The sequence below is a fragment of the Pseudomonas sp. ACM7 genome (genome assembly GCF_004136015.1).
In the GTDB taxonomy this organism is placed as follows: Bacteria; Pseudomonadota; Gammaproteobacteria; order Pseudomonadales; family Pseudomonadaceae; genus Aquipseudomonas; species Aquipseudomonas frigoris.
Map to the genome: position 1 here is coordinate 6,580,671 of NZ_CP024866.1, position 21,890 is coordinate 6,602,560.

The window sequence follows — 21,890 nt, forward strand, 5'->3', positions numbered from 1 at the left end:
CGGTCGCCACCGTCAGTTAGAGTCGTTCCGACACAATCGCATACGAGGTATATTTCATTTTTTTGCGAGCCATCCGTCTTTGGCCAACGAGGATGCACATGAAATCCACCGACAACGCCGCCACCGACAACCTGAAGCTCTCCGAATTCCTGTGTTTTGCGGTCTATTCCACCAACCTGGCCTTCGGCAAGGCTTACAAGCCGATACTCGAGCAGCTTGGGCTGACCTACACGCAATACATCACCATCGTCGCGCTGTGGGAGGAAGATAATCAGACCGTGGGCAGCCTGGGCGAGAAGCTGTTTCTGGAATCGAACACCCTGACCCCGATCCTGAAGAAGCTGGAAGCGATGGGCTTTTTGCAAAGGCAGCGCGATCCCGAGGACGAGCGCCAGGTGCGGATCAGCCTGACGAAGAACGGTCGACAGCTGCGCGAAAGCCAACCGGAAATGGGCCTCGCAGACGCGACGGGCCTGACGCTCGACGAGTTCACGACCATGCAGAAGGCGATCGTGAAGCTGCGCAACAATCTCATCAAGTCGACGAAAGCCGGGGAATAAGCCGGCACACCGATCTGGACATTCTCAAGCGCGCGAACTAGCGCGCCACTTCATCCCGCACCACCCCGCGCTCCTCCAGCAAGCGCACAAACATGGTCAGACTTTGCGACACCGTTCCCCGGCGCCACACCAGCCAGGTGCGCAAATAGCGGAACGATTCCGATAACGGCCAGACGCTCACGGTGGTGCATCCGGGCATGCTGTTGAGCATGCTGCGGGGCATCAGCGCCAGGCCCGCACCGGCGCTGACGCACGCCAGCATGCCGTGATAGGACTCCATTTCGAAAATCTTGCCGGGCACCGCCGCGTCCTTGGCGAACCAGCTTTCGAAGTGGTGGCGGTAGGAACAATTGGAGCGAAAGGCATAGATGTTTTCGCCATTAACATCCCGCGCACGATGGATGGGGGAATGGTTGAGCGGTGCGATCACTACCATCTCCTCCTCAAACGCCGGCACGCCTTCCAGTGCCGGGTGCAGCACCGATCCATCGACAAACGCTGCCGCCAATCGTCCCGACAACACCCCATCGATCATGGTCCCCGAAGGTCCGGTGGACAGGTCCAACTCGACCTTGGCGTGCTTCTGGTTATACGCGGCCAACAACTCAGGGATGCGCACCGCAGCGGTACTCTCCAGTGACCCCAAGGGAAACGATCCCTGCGGTTCTTCGCCCGCCACCGCCGCGCGAGCCTCCTGGACCAGGTCGAGAATGCGCCGGGCATAGTCCAGAAAACTCCAGCCGGCCGGCGACAGGCGCAGGCGGCTCTTCTCGCGGATAAACAGGTCCACGCCCAGATCCAGCTCCAGCTGCTTGATCCGCGTCGTCAGGTTCGAAGGCACCCGATGGATGTGCTGAGCCGCCGCGCTGATGCTGCCGTGCTCGGCGACGGCTTTGAAAATTTCCAGCTGAACCAGATCCAAGTCATTCTCCAAACGTGAACGATATGCTCAGTATTATTCAGTTTCCAGAAAGCAAACGCCACCGTAACCTGAGCGCATCCCCACCTCGCAGGACGGTGCCATGACTCAAGTTTCCAACCTCACCCATGCCATTTCGATCAACCCCGCCAACGGCGAGCAGATCGGCCACTACCCTTTCGAATCCGCATCGGCACTGGACGATGCCCTGTCCCGCGCCGCTGCCGGGTTCCGCGCCTGGCGCAGCAAACCGGTTGATCAACGCTCGCAGTTGTTGATCGCCCTGGCTCAGGCCTTGCGCAATAACGCCGCCGCGATGGCGAACATGATCACCCTGGAAATGGGCAAGCCGATCACTCAGGCGCGCGGCGAAATCGAAAAGTGTGCGCAACTCTGCGAGTGGTACGCCGAGCACGGCCCCGCGATGTTGAGCGCTGAACCGACGCTGGTTGAAGGCGGCAAGGCGCGCATTGAATATCGCCCGCTCGGCCCGATTCTCGCGGTGATGCCGTGGAATTTCCCGATCTGGCAGGTCCTGCGCGGCGCGGTTCCAGCATTGATCGCCGGCAACACCTACGTGCTCAAACATGCGCCCAACGTGATGGGCAGCGCTTATCTGTTGCGGGAGGCCTTCAAGCAAGCCGACTTCCCCGAAGGTGTCTTCGAGGTCATCAATGTCACGCCGGATGGCGTCTCCACCGCAATCGCCGATCCACGCATCGCGGCAGTCACCCTCACCGGCAGCGTGCGAGCCGGCATCGCCATCGGCGCTCAAGCCGGTGCGGCGTTGAAGAAGTGTGTGCTGGAACTGGGCGGCTCCGATCCGTTCATCGTCCTTAACGATGCCGACCTCGACGAAGCGGTCAAAGCTGCCGTGATTGGCCGCTACCAGAACACCGGGCAAGTTTGCGCGGCGGCCAAACGCTTGATCGTCGAGCAAGGCATCGTCGAAGAATTCACGCGCAAGTTCGTCGAAGCCACGCAAAAACTGGTTGTCGGTGATCCACTGGCCGCCAACACCTACATCGGGCCGATGGCTCGCTTTGATCTGCGTGATGAACTGGATCAACAGGTGCGCGACACACTGGAAGAAGGTGCGACGTTGCTGATGGGCGGCAAGAAGGCTGAAGGCGCCGGCAATTTTTACGAGCCCACGGTCTTCGGTGATGTCACCGATCAGATGACCTCGTTCAAACAGGAACTGTTTGGCCCGGTGGCCTCGATCATCACGGCGCGCGATGCGGCGCATGCATTGGCACTGGCGAATGACAGTGAGTTCGGCCTAGCCGCAACCATTTACACACGCAACGTCGAGCTTGCCGAGCAGATGGCCGGTGAACTGGAAACCGGTGGTGTGTTTATCAATGGTTATTGCGCCTCCGACCCACGCGTCACCTTCGGCGGCGTGAAGAAAAGCGGTTTTGGCCGTGAGCTCTCGCATTTCGGCGTGCGCGAATTCTGCAATGCCCAGACGGTGTGGCTGGATCGGCGCTGATTGCATAACGATGCCCGGGAGCCTTTTGGCTCCCGGGCTCACGCGCTATTCGTTCAGGTAATACAGCTTGTTCACAATCATCCAGCGGTAATTGATGTTCAGTAGCGACAGATAATCGGTAAATCGCATGCCGAGATACTCATCAGTGACTTTTACCGCGGCGGCATCACCCGTGACATCGACGCTGAGTACTTCCCAAAACGGTTTGACTTCTTTGGCTGCCGGCCCCTCGGCCTTGATCGCGCTGATAAATTCCTCCAGGGATGCCCATTCAAGCTTTTCTTCGTAATGGCCAATGATGCGGCAAGAAGGATGAAAGGCCTGTCGCAGCAAGGCTTCATCAGCGAACACCATGCCTTCTACATAATTGCGGACCACCACGTTGATGTGTTCTTTAGCCAGCAGTTGAGTCGTCATGTCATACCTCCAGCGTTCTCACCATCGCACCGCCGGATCAGGTTGTTCGATCGTCCATCCCACCCTGAAAGTCTAGCACCGCGTACTTAACAGTCCCCGACGACGACTATGATGATGGGGGTCACTTGCCTTTCGAGGAGCTGAGAGATGTCGCTGACTCTTTACTACCATCCGCTGTCGTCGTTCTGCCACAAAGTGCTCATCGCGCTCTATGAAAACGCTGTCGAATTCGAGAAGCGGATCATCGATCTCGCCAACGATGCAGACAGAGCAGAGCTGCAAGCGCTGTGGCCGCTCGGCAAGTTCCCGGTCATCCGCGACCACGCTGGCCAGCGCAACGTGGCAGAGACCACGATCATCATCGAATACCTGGACCGATTTTATCCAGGTGAACATCCGCTCGTTCCCAACGATTGGGACACCGCACTGGAAGTCCGCTTGTGGGACCGTGTGTGCGACCACTATCTACAGGCGCCGCTGCAACAGATTGTGCTTGATCGCCTACGCGGCGCTCACGGCGATTTGAGCAGAGAACGTTCCACACTGCGGACGACGTACGGCATGCTCGACCACCAATTGGCCTCCAGAATCTGGCTCGCCAGTGCAGATTTCAGCCTGGCCGATTGCGCCGCGGCCCCGGCACTTTTCTATGCCAGTACGCTCGAGCCGTTTCCCAACGACTACGGTCACTTGAAAGCCTATTTCGACAGGCTGATGAGCAGACCGTCCGTCAAGCGGGTCATCGACGAAGCCAGGCCATGGTTTTCGTTTTATCCATTTGCGGAGGCCATCCCGGAGCGATTTCGCCAGACACCGGACAACACCTGACAGGCCTCGAAAGTTCGCCTACCCCACCACGTCAATCAACTGCTCGCGCTGCGCCCCCGTCAGCATCGGACCGAAACCTGCACCGGCATTTTCTGCCATATAACGCGGGTTGCCGGTGCCGGGGATCACGCAAGTCACCGCCGAATGCGTCAGCAGGAACTTGAGCGCCAGTTGCGCCCAGCTATTGACCCTCACATCCGCGGCCCAGCGCGGTAACGGTTTGTCCTTCAAGCGGGCGAGCAAATCACCGCCGCCGAAGGGCCGATTGCAGATCACCGCCACGCCCCGCTCGCGACACAGCGGCAGAATGCGCTTCTCGACGCCGCGATCGTCCAGGGCATAGTTGATCTGCAAAAAGTCCAATGGCTCAGCCTTGAGCACCGCTTCCACTTCGTCATACGCCGACGCCGTGTAATGGGTGATGCCGATGTAACGAATGCGCCCTTCCTCCTTCCATTTGCGTAAGGTCGGCAAATGGGTTTTCCAGTCCAGCAGGTTGTGTATCTGCATCAGGTCGATCCGGTCGGTCTGCAGCAGTTTGAAGGACTGTTCCATCTGCGCGATGCCTTCTTGGCGGCCACGGGTCCACACCTTGGTGGTCAGAAACGCCGGCGAGCGCGGTTCATGAATCGACAGCAGTTCACCGGTCGTCTGTTCGGCGCGACCGTACATCGGCGAACTGTCGATCACCTTCCCGCCCTTCTCGAACAACGCGCGCAGCACAGCGGGCAACTGCTTGTAAGCGGGACTTGAAGGCTCGACATCAAAACCGCGATACGTACCCAGCCCGACGATCGGTAAGAGTTCGGCGCTGGATGGAATGGCCCGGGTCAGCATGTTCTTGCCTCCTGTTTCGGTCGACGGCGCGGATGCTGCAAAAGCCGGATCGAAGGTGAAAACCGCCGAAGCACCGGCAGCCAGCGTGAGTATTTTTCGACGCGAGTACCCATCAGTGTGGCTCATGGAATTGCCCTTCCACATTTTTGCTGTCAGCCACGGTCCACAGCACTTCTCGCGCCGGACGCACGAGGCTCGCCACGTCAGCATAGCTACCGGCGACACAAGCACCGCAATCTCCAACAGCACCAGCACGCAGAAATGGAAGGCAAAGCCCAGCCTCAGCGCCTAATGCCAATCAGTTAAGGAACGACACAATCCGTAGCAGCTGGCGAAGCCTGCGTTCGGCTGCGCAGCAGTCGTAAAACCCGAGTTTGCGGTCTTCCTGAAACACCGCATCGTCTGATTTCACGACTGCTTCGCAGCCGAACGCAGGCTTCGCCAGCTGCTACGGATCGCGTTTTGGCTTAACTGATCGGCATTAGCCTCAGCGCCACTCTTTCCAACGATGGGCATGGCGGCCCTCCCGGTGCGTCGCGCTATCGGTCTACTACACTCTGACAGCGATCAAGCGAGAGCCGTCTTCAGGCCAGAGCCGTCAATGCCGCCCACTAAAGTTAGCCGAATGCCACGAATCCTGGTGTCAATCGTCGTCATCATCGCCGTTGTGTATCTGGCGCTCTGCGCTGCGCTGTTCATCTTCCAGCGCGCCCTCATCTACTTCCCGCAACCCCGCGCTGTCGGCACCTCGGCAACTCTGCTCACGCTGACAGTCGACGACGCGCAGGTGCTGGTCTCCGTCCGACCGCACGAGGGGCCCAATGCATTGATCTATTTCGGTGGCAATGCCGAGGATGTCTCCCGGAGCCTGCCTTCGTTTTCCAAAGCCTTTGCCGATCGTGCCCTCTACTTGCTGCACTACAGAGGCTACGGTGGCAGTTCCGGATCGCCCTCCGAGGAGATGATTTCGCGCGACGCCATGACCTTGTTTGACTTGGTCTACGCCACCCATCCACACATTACGGTGGTCGGTCGCAGCCTGGGCTCGGGCGTCGCCGTGCGCCTCGCCAGCCAACGCCCGGCGGCGCGTCTGGTGCTGATCACGCCCTACAACAGTGTTTTAGAACTCGCCGCCCGGCAGTTCCCCATCTTCCCGGTGAAATGGTTGCTCAAGGACACCTTTGAATCCTGGAAGTACGCCGCCCACATCACGGTGCCGACGCTCTTGATCGCGGCGGAGCACGACGAAGTGATACCGCGTTCCAGCACCGAGCGGCTCTTCACGCATTTCGCCAACGGGGTGGCGTCGCTGAAGGTCATTCCGGGTACGGGGCATAACTCAATATCCGAGAGCCCCGAGTACCTCAAGGTGTTGGGGGGTGGTTTGTAAGTGGCGGTGCCCGCCGCGCCGATACCGGTGTTCGACTAGCGCCGCAGCGGCACTCCGCGCGAAGACAAATGTTTCTGCAAGGTGGGCGCCTTGCGACTTAGGGCAGCAATCGGAACGCCGTGCGAAGTTCCTCGGTAAAAAGCTGCGGCCGTTCCCAGGCCGCGAAGTGGCCGCCCTTTTCGGTGCGCCCGGGCCGTTTCGCGGTCCATTCCCGGCAGGCTGATGGGCGACTTCGAACTATGAATAAGCACCAATCACCCACTTCACTTTTTCAAGCGCCTCACGCAGTGCGCCCATCTCTGCCGACCCCAGCGCCAAGCGAATCGCATGCGGTACATGAGCAGACGTGGCGAAAGGCTCGGCGGTTGAAACCGCCACTTTTTCACGCAGCAACGCCGCGGCGATCTGGTCTGCCCTCGCATCTTCAGACAATGGCAGCCAAAGAAAATAGGACGACGGATGGCGAATGCACGGAAGGCCCGCCAGCACTTCTGCGGCCATGGTTTGCCTGGCTTGCGCATCCTGGCGTTTTTCAGCTTCCAGTTGCATGACGGTGCCATCGTCGAGCCACGTGCTCGCGATCGCCGTCAGCACGCCCGGGGTATTCCAGGTGGTCGCCCTGATCGTTCGCTCCAGCGCGGGCACTTTTTCGGTCGGGGCTGCGACGAAGCCTACGCGCAGCCCAGTGGCCACACTCTTGGAGAGCCCTGAAACGTACACGGTCCGCTCGGGGGCGAGTTGCGCTATCGGTGCCGGCGGGTTCTCGGCAAGGAAGGCATAGGCGGCGTCCTCGATGATGAGCAAGTCATGCCTGCGCGCAATCGTGACCAGCGACTCGCGCTGATCGGCACTCATCACCCATCCCAGTGGATTGTGCAGCGTCGGCATCGTGTACACCGCCCGCACGCGGCGACTCCGGCACAGACTATCCAGCGCCTTCAGATCAGGTCCCTGTTCGGTCACGGGAATGGGCACGATTTCAAGGTGCAAGGCTTCGGCCAGCACGATGAATCCTGAATAGGTCAGCGCATCCGCTGCAATCACATCACCGGGTTGCAGCAGGGCCATCATCGTCACGGCCAGCCCATGCTGGGCGCCACTGACCATTAACACTTGCTCGGCATCCACCGTCAGCCCTCGGGCGAGTAAGTGGCGTGCAACAGAAGCACGCTCATGCAGACGCCCGGCGTGTGGCTGGTAGCGCAACAGGGATTCCAGATCTCCGCCCGAGGCGAGCTGGCGCAGTGCATTTCGCAAGAGCTCTGCCTGCCCTGGCAGCGAGGGATAGTTGAAGTTGAGGTCGGTCATGCCCACTGCGACGTTTTTCTGGTCGATACCCAAGCCCGGCGGCAACGACGTTTCCCGCACGAACGTGCCTCGCCCCGTCTCGCCGCTGACCAGACCCATGGCTTCGAGCTCAGCGTAGACCCGACTGGCGGTCACCAGCGCCAACCCTTCTGTGGCCGCCAGTTGGCGATGCGTCGGCAAGCGCGTGCCCGGCAACAACCGGCCAGACCGGATGTCAGCCGCCAAAGCATCCACTAATGACTTGTACCGTGAGCGAGGCATGTCGAAATGTATCCATGACGATTTTTTGATTGTACTGATCGTCGATCATACGATGGAACTCTGCAAATTCAGAGTGCCCTCAAATGGAACGGACCCTGCAAAACCCAATGACGGAAAAGACCGCGAGCGGATGGCTCAACGGATTTATCGGCGTGCTGATTTTCAGCGGCTCGCTGCCGGCCACACGGTTGGCCGTGCTGGAATTCGACCCGGTTTTCCTGACCGTTGCCCGAGCGGCGATTGCCGGGCTTCTGGCGCTTTGCATGCTGGTGCTGTTTAAAGAAAAACGTCCTGCCAAGCGTCAGCTTTTGCCCTTGGCGATCGTGGCAATGGGCGTTGTAGTAGGATTTCCGCTGCTGACGGCGCTGGCGCTTCAGTACGTGACGTCGGCGCATTCCATCGTCTTCGTTGGCTTGTTGCCACTCTCCACTGCGGTGTTCGGCGTATTGCGCGGAGGGGAACGTCCGCGACCGGTGTTCTGGTTCTTCTCGGTGCTGGGCAGCGCGTTGGTCGTGGGATTTGCCATCTCTCAAGGCCTGACCGCTTCGCCGACCGGCGACATTCTCATGCTGCTGGCCATCCTCGCCTGCGGGCTGGGTTATGCCGAAGGCGCAAAGCTTTCAAGAACCCTGGGAGGCTGGCAGGTCATCTCTTGGGCGTTGCTGCTGTCGCTGCCCGTCATGGTCCCGCTGACCTGGCTCATGGCCCCGGCTTCGTTCTCGGGAATCACCCCATCCGCGTGGCTCAGCCTGGCGTACGTATCGATCTTCAGCATGCTGATCGGTTTCGTATTCTGGTACCGCGGGTTGGCCCAAGGGGGGATTGCTGCCGTCGGCCAGCTGCAACTGCTGCAGCCATTTTTTGGTTTGGCGCTGGCGGCCACCCTGCTTCACGAGCACGTCAGCATCGGCATGCTGGGGGTTACCGTCGCGGTGATCCTTTGCGTGGCCGGGGCGCGAAAGTTTTCGAAGTAAGCGAGCGCGACAAGCGTTGCTGCCAGTTTCCGCCATTGGCGCGCTGGCAGGCTTCTTCAGAATCGAACTGCACATGGGCCGATATTGGGCTGACGAGAACGTCCGCTTCGTTTAACGCATTGGCGGTCAACTCGACCATGCGCTCGCCCTGCCCACTGGCCAGCGCCTGATCCTTGTTGGCCTGCGTATCGAAGACCCAGATGACCCGCAGACTGGAGGGAAACAGGTCGTAATCGATCTCGTGGGTCAGCCAGCAGAACCCGAGGATGTCCACTTTGGCCGTCTCACACGCCTCGGTCAGGGTGGCAATCAGGCGACGCTCGATGTGCGCCTGATCGCGTTTGCTTAACGGCATGGGTGGATCCTTGTGACGGGTAAAAAGAAGCCATCATACGATACCTCCCTGTCCTCTTTGGCGGACGCACTGCACCCAGCGCAAATATGTCTCTTTCGCCCATGAACCTTGTGTTGAAGCGCCAGTCATAGCCGAGCCGTGAATTCCACTTGCCCGCTCAGAGCTATTCATCCATGCGCCAAACCCGCCTGTCCGTTCGCGTTGCCTCGCTCTGTTTCATTCCTCTGTTTTCCCTGTTCGCCAACCCCGTCCATGCCGGTGCCGAAAGGCAGTTGGTGGAAGCCATCAACGACTACCGCGCTCACCCCGATCGCTGCTCGGGGCGTGCGGGTCGAGCGTTATCGCCGCTGGCGTTGAAGTCGAACCTGGCCTTGCCGATCGGCTATGGCGGCGGTTTGCGCGATCGATTGAAAGCGTCCGGCTATCAGGCAGTGACCGTGCGCACGATTCGCGTGGTCGGTGCGCAGGATGCCGATGAGGCCTTCGACATGCTCCAGAGTGATTACTGCGGGGCGCTGCTCGATACCCAATACGCCGACATTGGCGTCAGTCGCGCCCGAAGTGAGTGGCAGGTGGTGCTGGCGCAGCCCGTGCTGGACAGTCGCGTGGGTGATTCGCGAGCCGTCAGCAAAGCGTTGCTGGCACAGGTCAATGCGGCACGCTCAAAGCCGCGGCTCTGCGGTCGTCAGCGCTTCGCCGCCGCACGGCCATTGACCTGGAACGCAGCCCTGGGCGCTGCGGCGCAAGGGCATAGCAAGGCGATGGCCTACGGCAACTACTTCGCCCACCAGGACCCCGACGGTGACATGCCCGCGGACCGGGCGCGAGCCGCTGGTTTCCGTGGCCGGCAGATCGGCGAGAACATCGCTGCCGGCCAGGGCTCACCGAGCAAGGCCATGTCGGGCTGGCTGGCCAGCCCGGGGCATTGCGCCAACCTGATGAATCCGATGTTTACTCAGATGGGTGCAGCCTATGCGGCGGACGCGCGCAGTGATGAGGGGGTTTATTGGACGATGTTGTTTGGGGCGCGTTGAGTGATTGAGCGGCGCCTTATTTAGGGCGCCGCAGCGCCCTCACCTTTCCGCTGCCACCGCCGCCGCAGAAAAACTGATCGCCGCCGTCCGATTCAAGCCCCGATACGCCGACGCCCGCCGGCAGCTTCACGCTCTCCAACACCTCGCCGGTGGTCGAATCGATATGGCGTAGCTCACTCTCGTCTTCTTCCCAGGTGCCATGCCACAGCTGACCTTCGACCCAGGTCACCCCGGTGACAAAGCGGTTGGATTCGAGGGTGCGCAGAATCGCGCCGGTCTCGGGATCGATCTGATGAATCTTGCGATCCCGATACTCGCCGACCCACAACGTGCCTTCCGCCCACGTCAGCCCTGAGTCACTGCCGCCAGGTGCCGGGATAGTCGCGAGTACACTACCGGTCTGCGGGTCAATTTTCTGGATGCGATCCTCGGCGATCTGGAACAGGTGCTGGCCATCGAAGGCGGTGCCGGCATGGGCGGCGACATCGATTGAACGCAGTGTCTTGCCACTTTCAGGGTCCAGGGCGTTGAGTTTGTCGCCGGTGGCAAACCACACGTGCTGGCCGTCCCAGGTGACGCCATGCACCTTGTCGACACCGGCAAAGGGTCCATATTCACGAAGGATTTGGGCTGCTGACTGTTTCATGTTGGCATTCCTAGTTACGGGTGGGTGGCGTTCATCCTAGTCACCCGGCAACGGAACCGGGAGTAACAAGGTCGTCGCGAAACCCGGCACCGGCGGAGTCATCCAGCGACGTGCCCGACCGCGACCGAACGACTGCACCTTGCCCGCGCGGGCCAGTTCCTCGAGTGCCCGTTGCACCGTCCGCTGGCTGGCACCGAGGGCCAGTGCCAGGGCCGAGCTCGACCACGACTCACCGTCGACGAGGAAAGCGAACACCGACCCGTGCTTCTCTTCGACGTGTTGCGCCAGCACCACAACGTCAGAGGCAACCAGCGACACCAGCGCAAAACCACGTTGGGTTGCAGTGACGCCGGCCAAGGGTTTCAGCGCCGCGCGCAGTCGTCCGACTTCGACTCTCAACCGCGCGCGAAGGGACTCATCGGCGTGCTTCAAACGAAAGGCCTGGGTAATCAGCGTTTCCCTCGACACGTCGGCCGGCCACGCTTCGGCCAGTGCCCGTGCGAGGGCAAACAGGACCGGGCGTGTGGCGAGGGAGACCGACATGCCGGCGCCACGCACCACGTAGCGACAGGCGTCCACGACCATCGACGTGGACGCGAATAACGCTTCAACCTCCTCCAGCAACAGCGGCCGTTCTTCGCCATAGGCAATCAAACGCGCGACGGGCGTGTCCAGGACAAGGGCAGCGTTTTCCACCTCGGCCGTCAGCGCAGGAATATCGGCGTCGCGCGCTGCGTGCTCGGCCCTTGTGAGTGCAGACCGCGCCTTGTTCGTCTCGAGTCGTCGCATCGCGATCCCGGCCACGACCAGTTCGTGGGCGGCGCGCAATGCCGGCGGCAATGGCGGGGGGTCCAGCTCGGCGAGCAGCACGTCGGCCTCTGCGAGATGCCCGATCAGCAGCAAACGCCGTATCTGCAGATACCGCGCATGAGCGGCGTTCACTCGATCGCCGTGCGTCTCAAGCGTCACCCGCGCCGACTCGAGTGCCTTCACCGGCCAGCCCAACTCCCGGGAGGCGAGCGCGATCTCGGCCTCGGCGACCACACACCGCGCCCGAGCCAAGGCCTCCTTCGGCCCGAAGGCCCGCGCGGCCCTCTGCACCAGTGCCTTGGCTCGCACCAGATCGCCGAGTTGCGCCATCGCAATCCCGCGCAACGCCAGCGCCGGCGCATCCTCGCGCAACGCGACCCGGTTCAGCGCGCCGAGCGGATCACCCGCCGCCAGCGCCTGCGCTGCGGCCGTGATCAGCGAGTCCATCTGAATCCCGCCACCGTTGTCACTCCTACCGTTCGATGCCTGCTGATGAGTCTATCTCACGCCTGCTTGATGAATATAAGGAAGGCTGATCCGGGATTTTCTGTGCTTGTGCCACCGTCATCGCGGGCAAGCCCGCGATGAGGCCCTCACAGCCGACACAAGTCACTGCCCGCCGCCCACCCCGACTGCCGGCCAAATTCCTCGAACAGTTCAAAAATGGTCGCTTTGACCTTTTGCACCGCGTTGCTCTCGACGACCGTGTCATGCCAGCACAGCGAAAGATCACGGGTAAACAGTCGATGATCGATCCTGGCCAGTTTGAGCCTGTGTTGCTCAAGTTCAACATGGGCGGCCGCCCACGGCAGGATTGTCACGCCCAGTTTGGCCAGGACAGCCGAGAACAGCAGGTCCGTGGAGTTGGCCTCGAACTCAACCTCACAGTGCAGGCCAGCCTCCTGGAAGGCCGACTCGACCCGGCTGCGAATCGTGTTCGGCGCACAGGGCAGTACCAGCGGCATCTTCGCCAACGCCTCGATCGACACTGGTCCATCCGGTAATAAAAACTCGGGCCATGCCACCAGGTACAGCGTTTCGGTGAACAGCCGCTGCATGGCCATGCCACGGGTTTCGACCGCATCGACATTCACCGCCAGCGCCACCCGCCCCACCGTGATCAGGCGCCCCAGGTCGGCGCTCGGTGCATCAATCAACTCCAGCTTGATGCCCGGATAGCGACTGCGAATCGTGCGCGCGAGCGGAATCGCCAACATGCGGGCGGTACTAGACGGCATGCCGACCGACACTTTGCCTTGCGGGAACTCGGCATCCTGACGCAGCAGTTCCTGGGTGCCGTCGGCCTGGCGCAGCAGTTCGATGGCATGCCGATACAACGTCTGCCCGGCCGCGGTCGGCACGACACCCTGCACGCTGCGCTCGAGCAGTTGCATGTCCATGTCCAGTTCCAGATTACGCATCTGCTGGCTGATCGCGGGCTGCGCGATATGCAGCGCTTCGCTGGCCCGAGTGATGTTGCCGCACTCGACCACTTTGATGAAATACCACAACTGGCGCAGGTCCATGCATCCCTCCAAAGCCATATAACTTTCCGATGGAAGCAGAGGAATATCATATTTGAAGCTTATGAGATACGACGCCTAGACTCGTCTCACAACAAACGAAGCGCCAACGGCCGTCACCGGCAAGCAGCGCTTCTATAGGCCTGATCAAGGTCAATGGGAGATCTTAATGTCTAGAGCATTAACAGCATCAGCAACGGGCGTGAAGCCCATCAAAACGCCCCTGACCCGCGAGCAGATTCGCGGTTTCTGGACGGTTTACGTGGGATGGGTTCTGGATGGCGTGGATTCGGTGATCTTCGCCCTGGTGTTGATTCCTGCCCTGACCGAACTGCTGCCCGCCTCGGGCATTGAGCCCACCGCCACCAACATCGCCATGTATGGGTCGATCACGTTCGGGCTGTTTCTGATCGGCTGGGGGATGTCGTTCATCTGGGGACCGCTCGCCGACCGCTTTGGCCGGGTGAAGATGCTGGCCGCCAGCATCCTGGTCTACTCGCTGTTTACCGGTGCGGCGGCGTTCTCGGAGAACATCTGGCAGCTCGCGGCGTTCCGACTGATCGCCGGGATCGGCGTCGGCGGCGAGTGGGCACTCGCCGGCACCTATGTGGCCGAAAGCTGGCCGGAAGACCGGCGCAAGATGGGCGCGGGTTATCTGCAAACCGGCTACTACTTTGGCTTCTTCATTGCCGCGCTGCTGAACTACACCGTCGGCGCCACCTATGGCTGGCGCGTGATGTTTCTCTGCGGCCTGTTCCCGGCGTTCATTGCGATCTATACCGCGCTGAAAGTGAAAGAGCCTGGCCAGGTGCGCAACGCTGCGCTCAACCTCAAAACCCCCGAGTTGAAGCCTGCAACCCGCGCGTCGTGGTGGGAAATCTTTGCCCCGGCCTTTCGGCGCCGCACGCTGACCAGCTCTTTATTGGTCGGGGTCGCCATCGTTGGTTTGTGGGCCGGCTCGGTATACGAAGCGACGGCCGTCGTCACGCTGGCCACCCAGGCGGGTATCGATCATGTCGGCGCGGTGCACCTCGCCTCCATCGGTGCGGCGGTGCTGTCGCTCAGCACGATTCTGGGTTGCCTCGTGGCGCCCTGGCTGGCCGAACGACTGGGTCGACGGGTTGCGCTGGGAATCTATTTCGCCGGCATGGCGGCATCGATCATCGTCGCGTTCGGCTGGGTGTTCTACATGGACGATGGCCTTCATCTGTTCATGGTGTCGCTGGTATTCCTCGGCTTCTTCGGCGGCAACTTCGCGATTTTCTCGCTCTGGCTGCCCGAGCAGTATCCGACCCGGATCCGCGCCACGGCCTTCGCCTTCAATGCCTCGGTCGGCCGCTTTATCGGCGCGGGCGTCAACTTCCTGCTGGCCGCTGCGATTCACTGGTACGGCTCGCTCGGCGCGCCCATCGCCTGGACGGCCGCGGCCTTTGTGGTCGGCATTCTGATCCTGCCGTTTGCCGTCGAAACCCGTGATCAAACCTTGCCGCAATAACGCGCACCTGAACATTCATTGGAGAACCCTATGCAAGCGTTGCAAGGCGTGAAGATTGTTGATCTGAGTCGCGCACTGTCGGGGCCTTTCTGCACCATGGTGCTGGCGGACCTCGGGGCCGATGTGATCAAGGTCGAGCCCGGCCCGACCGGCGACATGAGCCGCACCTGGGGCCCGTTCGACCGGGGCGTAAGCACTTACTACCTGTCGTGCAACCGCAACAAGCGCGGCCTGTGCATCGACTTCCGCAATCCCCAGGGATTGGCCACGATCCAGCGCCTGATCGATGACGCCGACGTCGTCATCGAGAACTTCAAACCCGGCACCCTCGACAGCATGGGCCTGGGCTATGACGTGCTCAGCGCCCGCAATCCGCGACTGATCATGGGCAGCATCAACGCCTTTGGCACGGACGGGCCGATGAGCAGTTGGCCGGGTTTCGACCAGATTGCCCAGGGTTATTCGGGACTGATGAGCCTGACCGGTTTCGTCGATGGCGACCCGACGCGTACCGGCACCGCCATCGGCGATTTGACCTCGGGCATGTGGCTGGTGACGGCGGTGTTGGCGGCCCTGCTGGAGCGCTCGACGACCGGGCAAGGCCAACACGTCAGCACGTCGTTGCTGGCCAGCCTGGTCGGGCTGTTGAGCGTGCACGGTCAACGCTATCTCAGCCTGGGTGATGTGCCCCGTCGTACCGGCAATGCGCATTCGGTGATTGCGCCTTATGGCGTGTTCCAGACGCTGGACGGCCCGCTCAATCTGGCGCCGATCACCTCGGCCATGTGGGGGCGTTTGTGCGTGCTGCTCGATTTGCCTGAGTTGCCGGATGACCCGCGATTTGCCACCAACGAAGCACGAGTCGAACGGCGTGACGAGTTGCGGGAGATTCTGGAAAGCCGCTTGAGAACCCGCAGCAAACTCGAATGGACCACGCTGTTCGTCGAGGCAGGATTACCCGCCGGTCCGATCAACACGCTCGACGAAGTGTTCGACGACCCGCAAGTGCTGCACAGCCAACTGACCGAGACACTCACGCACCCGACACTGGGCGCATTGCGTCAGGTGGTGACACCGGTGTTTAGCGCTACTGACGGCGCCGCCAGCCGCCCGCCGCCGCTCCTGGGCGAACACACCATCGAAGTCCTGCGCGAAGCCGGTTTCGATGCCGCATCGATCAACGCACTGCTCGCCGCCAAGGTCGTGTTTCAGGACACCGACGATTCGCCCGCACAATCAACAGGAACCGCCCAATGAACCCGACCTCCTCCACCACCGTGACCGTCAACATCGTCGATGAACGCATCGCGCGGGTGGTGTTCAGCAACGCCACCCACCGCAACGCCCTCAGCGCGCAGTTGCTGGCATCCCTCGACGAAAGCCTCACCACCCTCGCCTCCCAACGCATCCCCGTGGTGATACTCGGCAGCGAAGTGGGCCAGCCGGTATGGAGCGCCGGCCACGACATACGCGAACTGCAACACGACCGCGACCCGATTGCCTACGGCAAACCCCTCGAACAGGTATTGCGCCGCATCCGCGCCTACCCCGGCGTGGTGATCGCCCTGATTTCCGGCTCGGTCTGGGGTGGAGCGGTCGACCTGGCCATGAGCTGCGACCTGGTCGTTGCCGACCACAGTGCAAGCTTCGCGATGACTCCGGCAAACATCGGCCTGCCCTACACCACCAGCGGGTTGTTGCGCTTCTTCAACAATTTGCCGATCCACGTGCTGAAGGAAATGTTCTTCACGGCGCAGAAACTGGATGCCGAACGGGCTGAAAGGTTTGGTTTGGTGAACAGGCTGGTCGACAGCGATGCGCTGGAATCGACCGCGCTCGAATTGGCCCAAGGCATCGCCGCCAAAGCGCCGCTGGCCATTGCGGCGGTGAAGGAACAATTGCGCATTCTGGAAGACCTGCAACCAATGCCCGTGCAGGCGATGGAGCAGATTGCGGAACTGCGGCGACAGGCCTGCGAAAGCGCCGATTTCACTGAAGGGCTAACTGCCTTCGCAGAGCGCAGGCCGGCGATGTTTAGCGGTAAATAGCACACAGCTGTGAAAGCTTCTGTGTTTGTGATGGCCTCATCGCGAGCAAGCTCTACTCCTACAGGAGCGTGGTTGCCCGCGATGAGGCCCCAACGTTGCCGAGAAAAACTCCCTGATACCAGCAAAAGACTCTGCCTATCACAGCCCAATACTCCCCCTATTAGCTGACTTCCCAACTGGGGTCTAACCTTATTCGAGCGCCGGCACCATAAGCCGGCCGGTCAAGAGCTGATAAGGAGATAGGAATGGGTCAGAAGCCTGACTAAACCTGCCGTAGGCCACCGTACAGGCAACTCGATTGCCGCTGTTCGGAATTCCCGTGTGATCAAAACAATCAGTTGATCAAACTGCTGGCCCTGCAGCCTGTGTCATTGGTTTCGCCCGTTGCTGTTTAACGCCCACGCTGGGCCGGATAGCCGGATGAATACGACCAAAGGTAGCTCACACATGGCAAACGAATCGAAATGCCCGTTCATTAGCGCCGCTGGCGGTGGCACGACAAACCGCGATTGGTGGCCGAACCAACTGAATCTGAAGATCCTCCATCAGCACTCGTCCCTGTCCGACCCCATGGACGAGGGTTTCAACTACGCCGAAGCATTCAAAAGCCTTGACTTTGAAGCGGTCAAAAGAGACCTGACTGCGTTGATGACCGACTCCCAGGACTGGTGGCCGGCGGACTTCGGTCACTACGGGCCACTCTTCATTCGTATGGCCTGGCACGCCGCCGGTACGTACCGCACCGGTGACGGTCGTGGTGGCGCCGGTTCCGGTCAGCAACGCTTCGCGCCGCTCAACAGTTGGCCGGACAACGTCAGCCTCGACAAGGCACGCCGGCTGCTCTGGCCGATCAAGCAAAAGTACGGTCGTAAAATTTCCTGGGCAGATCTGATCGTCCTTACCGGCAACGTCGCGCTGGAGTCCATGGGCTTCAAGACCTTTGGTTTTTCCGGTGGCCGTCCGGACGTTTGGGAACCGGATGAGGACGTCTACTGGGGCTCGGAAAACAAATGGCTGGGCGGCGACACCCGCTACGGCAAACACAAGGAACCCATGCAAGAGCCCGGCGAAGGACCACTCGTTGCTGAGCCGGGGGAAAATGAGGAGAGCCGCACCGACCAGGGGCGCTTCCTGGAAAACCCGCTCGCCGCCGTGCAAATGGGCCTGATCTACGTCAATCCGGAAGGCCCGGAAGGCAACCCCGACCCGGTCGCTGCCGGGAAGGACATCCGCGAAACCTTCGCGCGCATGGCAATGAATGACGAAGAAACCGTGGCACTGATCGCCGGCGGCCACGCCTTCGGCAAGACCCACGGCGCCGGACCTGCCGACAACGTCGGCGCCGAGCCCGAAGCCGCTGGCCTCGAAGCACAGGGCTTTGGCTGGAAGAACAGCTTCGGCACCGGCAAAGGGCCGGACACCATCACCAGCGGCCTGGAAGTGACCTGGACCACCACGCCCACCCGGTGGAGCAACAACTATCTGGAAAACCTGTTCGGCTTCGAGTGGGAGCTGAGCAAAAGCCCGGCCGGTGCGAACCAGTGGATACCGAAAAACGGCGCCGGGGCCGGCATCATTCCGGATGCTCACGACCCTTCCAAGCGTCGTAATCCGACCATGCTGACCACCGACCTGTCGCTGCGATTCGACCCGATCTATGAACCGATTTCGCGGCGCTTCCTGGCCAATCCAGACCAGTTGGCCGACGCGTTCGCCCGCGCCTGGTTCAAGCTGATCCACCGCGACATGGGTCCCCTCTCCCGCTACCTTGGCCCGGAAATCCCGAGCGAAGAATTGCTGTGGCAAGACCCGATTCCAGCGGTCGACCATGCCCTGGTCAACGACAGTGACGTCGCCGCACTCAAGAGCAAACTCCTCGCCTCGGGCCTGACCGTCTCGCAGCTTGTATCAACGGCTTGGGCGGCGGCTTCGACCTTCCGCGGCTCCGACAAACGCGGCGGCGCCAACGGTGCTCGCCTGCGTCTGGCCCCGCAGAAGTTCTGGCAGGCCAACCAGCCTGAGCAATTGGCGAACGTGCTGGCGAAACTCGAGGGTATCCAGAGCGAGTTCAACAACAGCGGCAAGAAGATCTCGCTGGCAGACCTGATCGTGCTGGCCGGTAACGCCGGCGTCGAACAGGCGGCGAAAAATGCCGGTCAAACCGTGACAGTGCCGTTCACACCAGGACGGATGGACGCCTCCCAAGAGCAGACGGACGTGGAGTCTTTCGGCTTCCTCGAACCCATCGCCGATGGCTTCCGCAACTACCTCAAAGGCAGATACAGCGTAGCGGCCGAGCAGCTGTTGATCGACAAGGCGCAACTGCTGAGCCTCACCGCGCCAGAAATGACCGCGCTCATTGGCGGCATGCGCGTGCTGAACACCAACGTCGGACAAACCAGACACGGTGTGTTCACCCAGCAGCCGGAAGCGTTGACCAACGACTTCTTCAAAAACCTGTTGGATATGGGCGTGGAATGGAAACCGGTTTCGGACGCTAACGAGGAGTTTGAAGGGCGCGATCGCAAAACCGGCGAAGTGAAGTGGACAGGCACCCGTGTCGACCTTGTCTTCGGCTCAAATGCGCAGCTGCGAGCGTTGGCGGAAGTCTATGCAACCGCTGATGCGCAGGAGAAGTTCGTGAAAGACTTCGTAGCCGCCTGGGCCAAAGTGATGGACCTGGATCGCTTCGACCTTAAGTAACGCAAGCGGTAGTGCTAAAACTGCAACGCCTCCCACTGTGGAGGCGTTGTGCTTTTTGTCACTTGACGCTTCACGCCGTTAGATGGGAAAACGTGCGTGGCCCGGATGCAAGCGTTGGGTTCGGCATGAATCAAGGAAGACTCATCAACACCATGAAAACCCTCCTGTGTTTGCTGATCGCCACCGGCGTCGGCACCGCGCTGCAATATGCCGGTCTCCCCCATGGCCTGTTGCTGGGCTCGATACTCGCCACCGCGTTGATCGCCAGCAACTTGCGTTTTTCCCCCACGCTGCCCTTCAGCCTTGGCTACGTGCAAATCGTGTTGGGGATCGCGACCGGTCTGATGTTCACGTCGTGGAACAGCCAAACGGCGGCCGCCATGTTGCCCAGCCTGGGCTTCATGCTGCTGGGCTTGATGGTCCAGAGCGCCGTGGCCGGTTTGTGGCTGCTCAAGGTCTCGGGATGGAACCCGAAGGACTCCCTGTTAGCCGTGTATCCGGGCGCACTCGCCGCCGTGTTCGATTTACATGCCTGGCGCCATCGAGACCATCGCCCTCGTCGCCTTCAGTGGCGGGCTGAACGTGGTGATCATTCTGACCCATCATCTGGTGCGGATGGTCGTGCTGCACTTTGCGCCGGCGTTGGTCGTTCAGGCGCGGCGCTGGCGGGAGGATGTTTGATCGCAGAACGGACTAAGCGGGAGAGATCGTGGCTAGGGCACCAATCAAAATGGTTAACACCAAAAATCCACCCAGGAAAATCGCCATCTTGCCCATTGGGCCTCCTACATTATGAGTTTGCGGTGCAGTGGCTAACGTGACTGTGGACCGTGCTGTCATTGTGAGCCGGCGGCTGTGTGCATTACAGATGCAGATAGCGCAGGAAAATACGGATCAGAACACCGAATTGGGGCTAAATCGCCTTTAAACGTCAATTCCGTCAGGATCTATTTATGCCGCTGAGCTTTCATAAAATGCACGCCAATGGCGATGACTTCGTTATTGTGGACCCGCGAAACGCGGCCAATCCAATGACAAGTACCCTGGCTCGGCGAATGGGTGATCGGCACCGAGGAGTCGGATTCAATCAACTCGCGGTGGTGCTCGATTGCGATGATGCAGATGCGCGTTTGATGTTTTGGAATGCAGATGGCTCCACGCTGGACGTTTGTGGCAGTGCAACGCGGGGTGCCGCGGATATGCTGATGCGCGAATCAAATACCACTTCGATAGCGCTCCGAACCAACCGTGGTCTACTCCCTTGCGAACGAACCTCTACCGGCGCAATTTCCGTCAACATGGGGGAACCGCTCTTCAGCTGGTCAGATATTCCCCTGGCTCTGGAACTGGACACTGCTGCTTTGCCTCTTGCTGGTGACCCAACAGCTTGCAGCATGGGAAATCCGCACTGCACCTATTTTGTGGATGATCTAACAGCCCTTGATATAGCGACACTCGGCCCGACAATCGAAACCCATCCCCTATTTCCCCTCAGGACGAACGTGCACTTCGTCCAGATCATTAACCGAAAGCACATTCGGTTGCGCATCTGGGAGCGCTCGGGTGGTATTCCGCTCGGTTCAGGTTCCTGCTCTTGTGGCGCCGCTGTTAACGGAATTCGTCGCGGCTTGTTAGACCATTCCGTTGAGGTTGAATGTGATGGAGGAACCGTAACGGTTCAATGGGATGGCGTGGGACCTGTCTTTCTCATCGGACCGGTAAAGACAACTTTTTCGGGAATGATTACGGATAGCTCATTGCAAGCTTTATAGCGGCTATATCGTGATAAACGGAGGAGTTAATCATTCACGACAAGGCACGACATAGGGAACTTTATTTTTAAGTGCCTGGATTATTTAAAACCTCTGTCTACAAAAACGATTATTGAAGCTGCTCACTCTACTGACCACTCGTCGTAAATCTACGCCAACCTGTTATTTTTGACAGTAGCCAACCCTCCCGCTCCAGGCCTTAAATCACTCCATCGCCTTTCACCGACCGGAGTGCCGCCATGCTCGTCCAAGCCCTGAAAAACCTCAGCCCGCTAGCCCTGCTCGCCCCGGAAATCCCCGGAGCCCTCGAGCCCCGGCCACCGGCGGAAGAATGGGGCATCAACCTCGCCGCCGCCCAGCTCAACTTTCCGGACCAGGGCCTGAAGGTCCAGATCCCGATCTGGTCGAACAAGAACCTGGGCGACAAGGTCGAGCTGCTGCTCAACAACAACGTGGTCGATCAACACACCATCAGCGCCCCCGTCGAACTGACCGAGCGCGCCACCCTGTTCGTC

At 60.5% G+C, this 21,890-nt stretch carries 21 protein-coding genes and 1 pseudogene; 14 read left to right on the top strand and 8 right to left on the bottom strand.

The features are described 5' to 3' along the window. Nucleotides 1-98 precede the first annotated feature (98 nt). A complete protein-coding gene (locus CUN63_RS31500) occupies nt 99-560 on the top strand; it encodes a MarR family winged helix-turn-helix transcriptional regulator (protein WP_129445011.1) in 462 nt (153 codons plus the stop codon). Between the two features lie 37 nt (nt 561-597). Here CUN63_RS31500 and CUN63_RS31505 read toward each other — a convergent pair whose 3' ends face one another. Next, a complete protein-coding gene (locus CUN63_RS31505; protein WP_129445012.1) occupies nt 598-1,482 on the bottom strand; it encodes a LysR family transcriptional regulator in 885 nt (294 codons plus the stop codon). 100 nt (nt 1,483-1,582) lie between these two features. Here CUN63_RS31505 and CUN63_RS31510 point away from each other — a divergent pair, with 100 nt between their 5' ends. After that, nucleotides 1,583-2,974 carry an aldehyde dehydrogenase family protein gene (locus tag CUN63_RS31510; RefSeq protein WP_129445013.1) on the top strand — a complete coding sequence of 464 codons (1,392 nt, stop codon included), beginning with the start codon at nt 1,583-1,585 and terminating at the stop codon, nt 2,972-2,974. A 45-nt stretch (nt 2,975-3,019) separates the two neighbouring features. Here CUN63_RS31510 and CUN63_RS31515 read toward each other — a convergent pair whose 3' ends face one another. Then, complete coding sequence (locus CUN63_RS31515; RefSeq protein ID WP_178082689.1) at nt 3,020-3,391, bottom strand: nuclear transport factor 2 family protein; 372 nt, start codon at nt 3,389-3,391, stop codon at nt 3,020-3,022. Nucleotides 3,392-3,538: 147 nt separating this feature from the next. On the opposite strand from CUN63_RS31515, the gene CUN63_RS31520 reads away from it, so the two are divergent. Continuing rightward, the gene (locus CUN63_RS31520; protein WP_129445014.1) at nt 3,539-4,219 is read left to right on the top strand and encodes a glutathione S-transferase family protein; all 681 of its coding nucleotides are present in this window, start codon (nt 3,539-3,541) and stop codon (nt 4,217-4,219) included. 18 nt (nt 4,220-4,237) lie between these two features. On the opposite strand, the gene CUN63_RS31525 is transcribed toward CUN63_RS31520, so the two are convergent. Then, nucleotides 4,238-5,056, bottom strand: a complete 819-nt coding sequence (locus tag CUN63_RS31525) for an aldo/keto reductase (RefSeq protein ID WP_134422838.1) — start codon at nt 5,054-5,056, stop codon at nt 4,238-4,240. On the opposite strand from CUN63_RS31525, the gene CUN63_RS32515 reads away from it, so the two are divergent. After that, nucleotides 5,055-5,348, top strand: coding sequence for a hypothetical protein (locus CUN63_RS32515; RefSeq protein ID WP_256657771.1), 294 nt, complete (start codon nt 5,055-5,057; stop codon nt 5,346-5,348). The genes CUN63_RS31525 and CUN63_RS32515 overlap by 2 nt on opposite strands. Nucleotides 5,349-5,657: 309 nt before the next feature. Then, nucleotides 5,658-6,446: an alpha/beta hydrolase gene (locus tag CUN63_RS31530; RefSeq protein ID WP_129445016.1), complete on the top strand. Its 789-nt coding sequence runs from the start codon at nt 5,658-5,660 to the stop codon at nt 6,444-6,446. A gap of 237 nt (nt 6,447-6,683) precedes the next feature. On the opposite strand, the gene CUN63_RS31535 is transcribed toward CUN63_RS31530, so the two are convergent. Next, complete coding sequence (locus CUN63_RS31535) at nt 6,684-8,015, bottom strand: PLP-dependent aminotransferase family protein (protein WP_129445017.1); 1,332 nt, start codon at nt 8,013-8,015, stop codon at nt 6,684-6,686. Between the two features lie 83 nt (nt 8,016-8,098). Between CUN63_RS31535 and CUN63_RS31540 the strand changes: the two genes are divergently transcribed. Beyond that, nucleotides 8,099-8,989, top strand: a complete 891-nt coding sequence (locus tag CUN63_RS31540; RefSeq protein ID WP_129445018.1) for a DMT family transporter — start codon at nt 8,099-8,101, stop codon at nt 8,987-8,989. On the opposite strand, the gene CUN63_RS31545 is transcribed toward CUN63_RS31540, so the two are convergent. Next, nucleotides 8,937-9,344: a hypothetical protein gene (locus tag CUN63_RS31545; RefSeq protein WP_129445019.1), complete on the bottom strand. Its 408-nt coding sequence runs from the start codon at nt 9,342-9,344 to the stop codon at nt 8,937-8,939. The two genes, CUN63_RS31540 and CUN63_RS31545, sit on opposite strands and share 53 nt — an antisense overlap. A gap of 173 nt (nt 9,345-9,517) precedes the next feature. Between CUN63_RS31545 and CUN63_RS31550 the strand changes: the two genes are divergently transcribed. Further along, nucleotides 9,518-10,378 carry a CAP domain-containing protein gene (locus tag CUN63_RS31550; RefSeq protein ID WP_129445020.1) on the top strand — a complete coding sequence of 287 codons (861 nt, stop codon included), beginning with the start codon at nt 9,518-9,520 and terminating at the stop codon, nt 10,376-10,378. Between the two features lie 16 nt (nt 10,379-10,394). On the opposite strand, the gene CUN63_RS31555 is transcribed toward CUN63_RS31550, so the two are convergent. The 3 genes from CUN63_RS31555 to CUN63_RS31565 all read right to left on the bottom strand — a co-directional run bounded on the left by CUN63_RS31555 (nt 10,395) and on the right by CUN63_RS31565 (nt 13,360). Next, on the bottom strand, nt 10,395-11,024 hold the full coding sequence (locus CUN63_RS31555; RefSeq protein WP_129445021.1) for a PQQ-binding-like beta-propeller repeat protein: 630 nt from the start codon (nt 11,022-11,024) through the stop codon (nt 10,395-10,397). A 36-nt stretch (nt 11,025-11,060) separates the two neighbouring features. Then, nucleotides 11,061-12,281, bottom strand: coding sequence for a helix-turn-helix domain-containing protein (locus CUN63_RS31560; RefSeq protein ID WP_129445022.1), 1,221 nt, complete (start codon nt 12,279-12,281; stop codon nt 11,061-11,063). A 146-nt stretch (nt 12,282-12,427) separates the two neighbouring features. Then, complete coding sequence (locus tag CUN63_RS31565) at nt 12,428-13,360, bottom strand: LysR substrate-binding domain-containing protein (RefSeq protein ID WP_129445023.1); 933 nt, start codon at nt 13,358-13,360, stop codon at nt 12,428-12,430. Nucleotides 13,361-13,559: 199 nt separating this feature from the next. On the opposite strand from CUN63_RS31565, the gene CUN63_RS31570 reads away from it, so the two are divergent. From CUN63_RS31570 to CUN63_RS31830, 7 genes and pseudogenes are all read left to right on the top strand, one after another. Continuing rightward, nucleotides 13,560-14,852, top strand: coding sequence for an MFS transporter (locus CUN63_RS31570; RefSeq protein WP_256657637.1), 1,293 nt, complete (start codon nt 13,560-13,562; stop codon nt 14,850-14,852). A gap of 30 nt (nt 14,853-14,882) precedes the next feature. Beyond that, nucleotides 14,883-16,109 carry a CaiB/BaiF CoA-transferase family protein gene (locus CUN63_RS31575; protein WP_129445025.1) on the top strand — a complete coding sequence of 409 codons (1,227 nt, stop codon included), beginning with the start codon at nt 14,883-14,885 and terminating at the stop codon, nt 16,107-16,109. Further along, entirely contained in the window at nt 16,106-16,900 is a 795-nt protein-coding gene (gene scpB / locus CUN63_RS31580; RefSeq protein WP_129445026.1) for a methylmalonyl-CoA decarboxylase, read from the top strand. The genes CUN63_RS31575 and scpB overlap by 4 nt, the downstream gene beginning before the upstream one ends. A gap of 447 nt (nt 16,901-17,347) precedes the next feature. Then, a complete protein-coding gene (gene katG / locus CUN63_RS31585; RefSeq protein ID WP_129445027.1) occupies nt 17,348-19,603 on the top strand; it encodes a catalase/peroxidase HPI in 2,256 nt (751 codons plus the stop codon). 152 nt (nt 19,604-19,755) lie between these two features. Continuing rightward, a pseudogene (locus tag CUN63_RS31590) lies at nt 19,756-20,284 on the top strand (AbrB family transcriptional regulator). Between the two features lie 272 nt (nt 20,285-20,556). Next, on the top strand, nt 20,557-21,375 hold the full coding sequence (gene dapF / locus CUN63_RS31595) for a diaminopimelate epimerase (RefSeq protein ID WP_129445028.1): 819 nt from the start codon (nt 20,557-20,559) through the stop codon (nt 21,373-21,375). Nucleotides 21,376-21,614: 239 nt separating this feature from the next. Next, nucleotides 21,615-21,890, top strand: a 276-nt coding sequence (locus tag CUN63_RS31830) for a hypothetical protein (protein WP_165353302.1), incomplete at its 3' end; no start/stop codon positions are given.